Annotated in this window: 8 protein-coding genes and 1 pseudogene; all 9 read right to left on the bottom strand. The window is 64.0% G+C overall.

Going from position 1 to position 7,926, the window contains the following annotated elements; translation table 11 throughout:
- Positions 1-161: 161 nt before the first annotated feature.
- The 9 genes and pseudogenes from R3F72_RS15575 to R3F72_RS15535 all read right to left on the bottom strand — a co-directional run bounded on the left by R3F72_RS15575 (position 162) and on the right by R3F72_RS15535 (position 7,723).
- Complete coding sequence (locus R3F72_RS15575; RefSeq protein ID WP_332780122.1) at positions 162-662, bottom strand: DUF924 family protein; 501 nt, start codon at positions 660-662, stop codon at positions 162-164.
- Between the two features lie 123 nt (positions 663-785).
- Positions 786-1,879: pseudogene (locus R3F72_RS15570) on the bottom strand (MFS transporter).
- Between the two features lie 289 nt (positions 1,880-2,168).
- A complete protein-coding gene (locus R3F72_RS15565; protein ID WP_110642279.1) occupies positions 2,169-2,597 on the bottom strand; it encodes an organic hydroperoxide resistance protein in 429 nt (142 codons plus the stop codon).
- A gap of 92 nt (positions 2,598-2,689) precedes the next feature.
- The gene (locus R3F72_RS15560) at positions 2,690-3,139 is read right to left on the bottom strand and encodes a MarR family winged helix-turn-helix transcriptional regulator (RefSeq protein ID WP_332780121.1); all 450 of its coding nucleotides are present in this window, start codon (positions 3,137-3,139) and stop codon (positions 2,690-2,692) included.
- Positions 3,140-3,197: 58 nt separating this feature from the next.
- A complete protein-coding gene (locus R3F72_RS15555) occupies positions 3,198-3,506 on the bottom strand; it encodes a transcriptional regulator (protein WP_303856758.1) in 309 nt (102 codons plus the stop codon).
- Complete coding sequence (locus R3F72_RS15550) at positions 3,503-4,849, bottom strand: type II toxin-antitoxin system HipA family toxin (protein ID WP_332780120.1); 1,347 nt, start codon at positions 4,847-4,849, stop codon at positions 3,503-3,505. The genes R3F72_RS15555 and R3F72_RS15550 overlap by 4 nt, the downstream gene beginning before the upstream one ends.
- Before the next feature lie 122 nt (positions 4,850-4,971).
- Positions 4,972-5,346: a LysR substrate-binding domain-containing protein gene (locus R3F72_RS15545; protein ID WP_256961361.1), complete on the bottom strand. Its 375-nt coding sequence runs from the start codon at positions 5,344-5,346 to the stop codon at positions 4,972-4,974.
- Between the two features lie 215 nt (positions 5,347-5,561).
- Entirely contained in the window at positions 5,562-6,401 is an 840-nt protein-coding gene (locus R3F72_RS15540) for an inositol monophosphatase family protein (RefSeq protein ID WP_087720673.1), read from the bottom strand.
- 86 nt (positions 6,402-6,487) lie between these two features.
- Positions 6,488-7,723: a CynX/NimT family MFS transporter gene (locus R3F72_RS15535; protein ID WP_332780119.1), complete on the bottom strand. Its 1,236-nt coding sequence runs from the start codon at positions 7,721-7,723 to the stop codon at positions 6,488-6,490.
- Positions 7,724-7,926 lie beyond the last annotated feature (203 nt).

Here is a 7,926-nt window from a genome sequence, read left to right as displayed (position 1 = left end):
GCATCTGCCGGTCATCGCGGCGTGGGCGTCCACGCCCAGCGGGCGTGCCAGGCGAAACGATATCTTCAATCAATGTCCAACCCTGATCGGAAATCTCGTAACGTCCTGCCATGACAATACCTCCAAGCCTGAGGGAGGAAAGGCTAGCAAGACATCATTTTTCAGACAAAGCGTAGAATCGCGTTGCGATGCGGATAGCGGCCGAAGCGTTCGACGATCGCACGATGTCGGTGCTCGTAGTCCAGCTGTTCCTCCATGCCGGGCCGGTCGAACAGCGTGACCGCCTGGTCGTGAATCGCCAGCGACTCGCTGTGCATGAACGGCATGTAGGCGAAGATGCGCCGGGTCAGCGGCAGTGCGTCATCCTCGCCTCGCGAGATCAGCTCCTGGGCGAGTGCCAGCGCCAGCGGGTCCTGCGTGAAGGAACCCGGAGTATCGCGATGGACGTTGCGCGAAAACTGGTCGAGCACCACGATCTCCGCCACCCGGCCCGCGGGCGTCTCGCGCCACTGCCAGCACTCGCAGCGGGCCGCGGCGGCCAGCGTCTCGCCGAAGCGTTCGGTGATGGTGCGGTCGAGGTCGTCGCTCTTGATAAACCACTGTTTCGGTGTCAGCTCCTCGAACCAGAAGTCGAGTACCTGCTGCGAGGTGGCGAGGGTCATGAGTCGGTCTCCCGGTTGGCGATCGGTTTCATCGAGTCTGGCAGCATCCTGGCGCGCGGTCTCGCTTCGGCGTTGCCGGCCGCCCTGAACCCTCGACAAAGGGAAGATTCGAAGACGGCACCGCTACGCTGGCACCAGCGCCCGGTCACGGCGGCGGATCTGCCAGGCGAAGCCGAAGCCGACCGGCAGCACGGCGACGGTGGCCAGCGCCAGGGTCGGTGTCGTACCCGAGAAGGCGATGATGGCGCCGCCAATGCCGGTGCCGAGAGACTGGCCGGTGAAAAACGCGGTCGAGAACAGCGAGACGGCGGCGCCGCGTCGCTCCGGTGCCATCTGCGTCGCGGTGGTCTGCAGCGTGTTGTGGAGCATGTAGAACCCCAGCCCGAACAGATAGCAGCCAACGACGGCGACACCGGGCGTCGGCCAGCGGCAGATGGCGGCCAGCGCGATCGCGATCAGCACGCAGCCCAGCTGGCACAGGCCGGTTTCGCCCAGTTTAGGAACCAGCCGCCGCGCCAGCAGCGCGAAACTCAAGCCACCGACGGCGAACACCGCCAGGATCAGCCCGGCCTGCGTCAACGGTAGCCCGCCGGCGACGTGCAGATGGCTGGCCACGAACGCGAACCCGCAGAAGACCGCCGCGCCTTCGAAGAACACACTGATCAGCACTACGCGCGGCCACGGCTTCTGCAGTACGTGGCGCAGGCTCACGCCGAGCGATTCCCTCTCCCGCTTTCGAGGCCGTTCATGACGGCCGGCGCGATACCACAGCAGCCCGGCAGCGGCGGCGAACAGCACGGTGTAGACCAGAAACGGCCACTGCCACCAGTCCTGTTCCGCGGCCAGGCCGCCGAAGGTCTGGCCGCAGGCGAGCCCGCAGATCTGCCCGATCAGAAAGCGCGCCAGCACCGCCTGTCGCTGCTCGTAGGGCACGTTGTCGCCGATCCATGCCATCGCCAGCGGAATCACCGCCGCGCATCCTACTCCCGCCAGCATGCGCGCCGCGATCAGTGTCGCCAGGCTGCCCGAGAAAACGCACAGCAGGCTGGCGACGGCAGCGAGCAGGAGAACAGCGAGATCACGCGCAGCTTGCCGTAACGGTCGCCGCTCGGCCCCAGCACCAGTTGCAGGCAGCCATAGACGATGGCGAACGCCGTGATCGCCCAGGAGGCGGCGCTCAGCGTGGTGGTGTAGACCTCGGCGAGACGCGGCAGCATCGGGTCGAGGATTCGCTGGGTGGCGGCGGCGCAGAACGCGGTCATCGCCAGCAGTATGATGGTGGGCCAGGGCGTGGGCGTATCGGTGTGTGGCGTGGATTTGTCGGTGCGAGAGTCGATGGCGGGCACGGGCAGTCGGTTCCGGATGGCGGATAGCAAGGGATATTAGCACGCTAACGCCTCCCGTTACCCAAGGCGATCAGGAGCGTGGCCATCACGACTTCCCTGGACATAACGATCCAAGGCCGCAAAAGAGGCCTCGGATCTTCACTTGGGTTGCGATGCGAGATCACACTTCGACGTTCAGGGTCACATCGATGTTGCCGCGAGTGGCGTTGGAGTACGGGCAGACCTGATGGGCCTTCTCGACCAGCGCTTCGGCCTGTTCCCGATCCATGCCCGGAAGCTTCACCGTCAGCGTCGCTTCGATGCCGAAACCCTCGCCCTTGGGGCCGATGCCGACTTCGCCCTGGATCCGGGTGTCGTCGGGCAGCTTGGCCTTCTCTTTCGAGGCGACCAGTTTCAGTGCGCCGATGAAACAGGCGGAGTAGCCGGCCGCGAACAGCTGCTCCGGGTTGGTGCCGTCACCGCCGGCGCCACCCAGTTCCTTGGGCGTCGACAGTTTGAGATCGATGGCACCGTCGGCGGCGGTGGCACGGCCGTCGCGGCCACCAGTGACAGTTGCTTCGGCGCGGTAGAGGACTTTATCGAGTGACATGGTGAATCTCCTTTCGGGTTTATGATCGTGGTCTATTAAACCGCGCGCGATCTATTTGGGTAAAAATGGTCTTCGCCAATCGTGCGAACGCTTCACTGCCTGTCGAGCCGCTGACGCAGTCCATGCAGCGCATCACGCAGTTCGGCGGCCTCCTCGGGCGTGCACTGCCCCGCACAGCCGGCGGCGTGGGGGATCGCCTTGGCCTGCTCGCGCAGCGAACGGCCCTTATCGGTCAAGGCGATCTCGACCTGGCGTTCATCCTGGCGTGAGCGCTGCCGGGTGATGAGCGCCGCCGCTTCCAGCCGTTTCAACAGCGGCGTCAGCGTGGCCGAATCCAGAGTGAGCTGTTCGCCGATCTCCGATACCGTCTGCCGGTCCCGCTGCCACAGCACCAGCATGGTCAGGTACTGGGGATAGGTCAGATCGAGCTCGCGCAGCAGGCCGCGGTAGAGCTTGTTCATCGCCAGCTGGGTCGAATAGAGCGCGAAGCAGAGCTGCGATTCCAGGGCCAGCGTGTCGTCGGTATCGTTGCGTGTCGTCATGCGGTCAATCTATATCGCGCACGATTCAATCGCTAATTAGGTTTTGCTATGAAGGTGATCACGAGGAGGATCGCGTCAACAGACGCTGGCGGGTCGATCGATCTCGCGGGAGCAACCCCACGCTAAGTCCGAAAGGTCGAAAGGCACGATTGAGAGAACCCAGCGATTGGGTCCCGCTGTCGTTCTCGATGGCCGAGAGCGTCCGGCGGCTCACCGACGCCAGCGCGGCATAGCGGGTCTGGTTCATCTCCAGAACCTCCCGGCGCAGTCGTTTCAATAGCGCGCCTGTCGTGATTTCCTCATCGAACAGCTGGTCGAGCAGATCGAACAGCAGCGCTTCGCGTTCCTGGGGAGAAAGACGACTCATGTCAGCCTCCAGGCATCGAGTTTGTCGTCGAGATAGTCGAACCCTAGCGCGGGCAGATCGAGAATCGAATTCGGCACGCCTCGCTGCCGCAGGCGAGCCTTCAGGCCTTTCAATCGTCTTCCCAGCTGGCGAAGCTCGGCGAGCAGGTCGTCGGCGGGAACCAGCGGATCGAGCCGTTGAGCGATCCCTTGCCAGTCGAAACGGCCGCCTTCTTCGTACGGCGCGCCCCATTGCGTGGTGCGCATGATGCCTTCGGGGTCCGCCTTCATGGGCGCGAAGTCATAGACCGGCGCCAGCCACAGGCCATCGGGCCGCTTGATCATCGCGGTATTGCGACCATGATTGTCCGAGTTGCCGAAAGCGACGTTGAGGAGATCCCGCTTGACCCATTCCACGACGAAACGGGAACCGTCGAAGGACTCGCCCATTTCTCTGACGCGATATTGCTGCTGACACCTGGCAACCAGTGTGTCGATCGCTTCGAAATGATTGAGGAAAGTGCCCGGAGGCTTCTCCAGCAGCGAATAGAGCGACTCCAGACCGTAAAGCGTGCGTTCTCCTTCGATGAAATCGACATCGAATCGAGGCAGCCAGAGGCTGGGGTAGCGTGCCCCTTCGATGAGTTCCATACCGCGGATATCGATGGTGTCGAAGCCCAGTGCCTGCAGCTCGTGATAGTAGTGGTACTCCGCGCGCAGAATGTCGCAATCCATGTCCGAGCGTGGCCCACGGGGGAATTTCACCAGGTAATGCGCATCGGTATTGCGGGGTTCGTCCTGCCAGGTATCGATCCAGATTTCATCCTGCGCGCCGCGACGCAGCAGCAGTTTGGGGGCTTCGCCGCCCGCGCCGGTCGCACCACCACCGGCGGCGCCTACCTGCTGGGCATATTCCAGAAAGTCGGTATGGCGTTCCACGACATCGTCCAGCGTGAATCGATGGTGTTTCAGCTGACTGCCCGTCGGCAGTTGGGGCAGCGCCTGCTTGATTCGCAGATTGCCGACGGGCGCTATCGTGCCCTGGGCCAGCAAGGCGTGGTCCTGCTCGTACGGGGGCAGTGACTGAAGTCCCTGTCGATTGACCCAGTAACGTCGGCTGGCCCCCGACGGCATGATGTCGTCGAGCATGGCGAACCAGTTCGTCCGGCGATACAGCAGCATCAGCTCGACCGGCAAGTTCAGACTGCAGGCGTGCTCGTCATCCCGGCCCATCCAGTCGATGGCGTAATCGGTCGAGTAGCCCAGCGCAATCGTGCCGCGTCGACCCGCCTTCGGATCGTCGATCTGAAGTTCTGCGGCATCGTGCCATTGGCCATGATGGAACAACTGTATCGTCAGTGACATATTGAGTGTACTGGGTAAATTATTGCTCAAATTTATCATGTCCGACGGTGGATGAGCTATTTTTTGCTCATCAAACGCTTTTCTCGCCATTAATGAGCAATAAATTGCTCAAAATAGCGACATCATCGCCACCGATCCCAGGCCGGCTGTGGCGCCAGCGATTCCCGCAGATAGTCTAGAAACGCCCGCACCTTACGCGTTCGCAGGCGGCGTTCGGTGGTCAGCACGTGAATGTCGCGGCGGCCGGGCATGACCTCGCCGCGCCACGCCTTGAGCAGCGGTACCAGCTCCCCCCGCGAGAGCGCATCGCCGATCAGCCAAGTGGGAAACAGCACCAGCCCCTGGCCCAGCAGCGCCGCGGCGACCACGTAATTCATCGGCACCAGTCGACGTGCCACCAGCGAGGAGTCGGCCAGATTGCCGACGCGAAAGGTGATGTCCTGGCCTTCTCGGCGCCGGTTTTCGTCGTCATGGAGTGTTAATGGCGGCCAGGTCACTATGCTCTGCTTGAAAAGTCGATGAGCGAAGGCAAGGCCGGGGCGCGTAGCTAAGGTAAAAATTGGCGAAAACGGACCGGACTGGCGCCCCAGTTTACGGGATGTAAATGAGCACGTGACTCGCTCCGCTCGCCCTTCGGGCCGTCCTTCGGACGTTCTGAACTGAAGTTCAGTGAGCCAATTTTTAACGCCGCTTGGGCGAGCGCAGGTACTTTTCAGACCAGAAAGCTGAACTTCTCGCGTAACTGCTCCCAATGCGCCCGCGAGCTGGCGGCGAGCACCGTGCCCTGGTGAATCGTCGGCTGGTAGAGTGTGCCGTCGAGCAGCGCCGAATAGCCGCCCGCTTCGGCGTGGATCATCAGCCCCGCGGCGTGATCCCAAGGCATCAGCTTGCCGGTCAGCATGAAGTCGACGAAGCCGAACGCCATGGTGCGGTACTCATGACAGGCGCAACCGAAGGCCATCATGCGCTGGAAGTCGGGGAAGGTCGCGGAGAGCTGATACTGCTGCGCCTTGGCGAACAGCCGGATCGAGGTGGAGCCGACCATCTCGTCGAACCTGTCGGTATCCGAGACCTGCAGCTGGCGCTCGGTGCCGTCGGGGCGGCCGAACCAGGCGCCTTCGCCGTGACGGGCGACGATCCAGTCGTCCGCCAGCGGATCGTAGAGCAGGCCGAAGATCGTCTCGCCGAAGCTGGTCGCCGCCAGAATCACCCCGAACTGGTTGAGCCCGCGGGCGAAGTTCCAGGTGCCGTCGACCGGGTCGATGATCAGCGCCAGCTCGGCGCCGGCGATATCGTCGAGATTGGCGCTGGCGTCCGCCACCGCTTCCTCGCCGATCACCGTCGCCTCCGGCAGCAGCTCGCGGATCGCCGCCGTCACCATCCGCTCCGCGCCCTGGTCGGCGTCGGTCACCAGATCGTCCGGCGCGCTTTTCGAGCGGATCGCGTCTTCGGAGAGATTGCGAAAGCGCGGCAGGATCTCGGTTTTGGCGGCATCGCGCACGATCTCGATCAGGCGCTGCTGTTGCTCGAGGCTAATGGCTCTGGCTGGCATGCGAGTCTCCGGGGTCGTTGGTTGCTCTTCTAGAGTAACCGATTCCGGCGCCCGGGTTCGTCAGGCCAAACCTTCAATCCGCGCCGTCAATCCACACCAGAGGTCGACGCCACCTGCCGATCGCGCCCGGCACCCAGCGCCATGACCAGCGCGCCGAGGGCAATCGCGCTCACCAGAACGCCCACCACGTTCCAGCCGCCGCTCCAGTCGTGCAGCACGCCGACCAGCAGCGGCCCCATCGCCGCCAGGGTATAGCCGATGCCCTGGGCCATCGCCGAGAGGCTGGCCGCCGTTGTCGCATCCGGCGCGCGCAGTGCCAGTAGGGTCAGCGCCATGCTGAAGGTGCCGCCCTGGCCCAGACCCAAGATCACGATCCACAGCCATATGCTGCCGATCGGCGCATAGAGACAGCCCAGCAGCCCGATCAGGGTAAGCCCCATGACGCCGATCAGCACCGCCCGCTGGTCACGCATGCGGCTGCCGATCAACGGCGCCAGGATCGCCGTCGTCACCTGCAGCAGGATCGACACCGACAGCGCCAGCCCCGCGGTGACCGCCGCCAACCCGCGATCCTGCAGGATCGTCGGCAGCCAGCCGAACACGATGTACGCCAGCGACGACTGCAGCCCCATGAACAACGATACCTGCCACGCCAGCGGATCGTGACGCAGCCGCGCCCCGCGACGGATGGGCACGCGGGTGGGCTTGGTGCCCTTGAGTTGCGGCAGCCAGAACAGCGCCGCGATCAGCGCCGGCAGCAGCCAGAACGCCAGCGCGCCCTGCCAGGAACTGTGAGAAGCCCCTTGTGACGCGTCTTGCCAAAGCCCGCCCAACGCCTGACGCAGCGGCTCCGTGGTCCCCGCGGCCGCAGAAGCGCCGAGGTTGAGCGCCACGGTGTAGAGCCCCGTCATGATGCTGACGCGCCGGGGGAAGTCCCGCTTGACGATGCCCGGCAGCAACACCCCGATGACCCCGATGCAGCCCCCGGCGATAGCCGTACCCAGAAACAGCCCCGCCGTGCCGATATAAGGCCGCACCAGCAGTGCCACCGCCAACACCACAAGCGCGGCAAACACGCTGCGCTCCGGCCCGATACGACGCACCAGCTTGGGCGCCAGCGGCGCCGCGAGACCCAGGAACAGCACCGGCAGGGTTGTCAGAATGCCCTGCCAGCTGGGGGAGAGCGCCAGCGCCTCGGCAATGCTGCCGAGCACCGGCGACACGCTGGTCAGCGCCGGGCGAAGGTTGAGCGCCACCAGCAGCAGCGCAACGAGAGTCAGAACGCCCCGGCGGGGCATCGCGGAAGTCGACAAGAGAGCCATCCTTGGAGATCGAAAGATATTGCTTCACGGCGGCAAAGCCAGGGACGCAAGGGTAGCCGATCGCGGCCAAAATCGGGATGGTTCTACGCCAATGGTCGAGGGTGAGTAGTGGTTTTGACTTCAGGAACGGGGGTTGGATGTTGTGATGTGCTGTTGGCCTTGTGGCGGCAGGAGCAGGGGTGGATGGTCTGAATGAGCTATTC

It is taken from the genome of Salinicola sp. 4072 (genome assembly GCF_036663415.1).
In the GTDB taxonomy this organism is placed as follows: Bacteria; Pseudomonadota; Gammaproteobacteria; order Pseudomonadales; family Halomonadaceae; genus Salinicola; species Salinicola salarius_A.
This window is presented reverse-complemented; position numbering and strand designations above follow the sequence as displayed.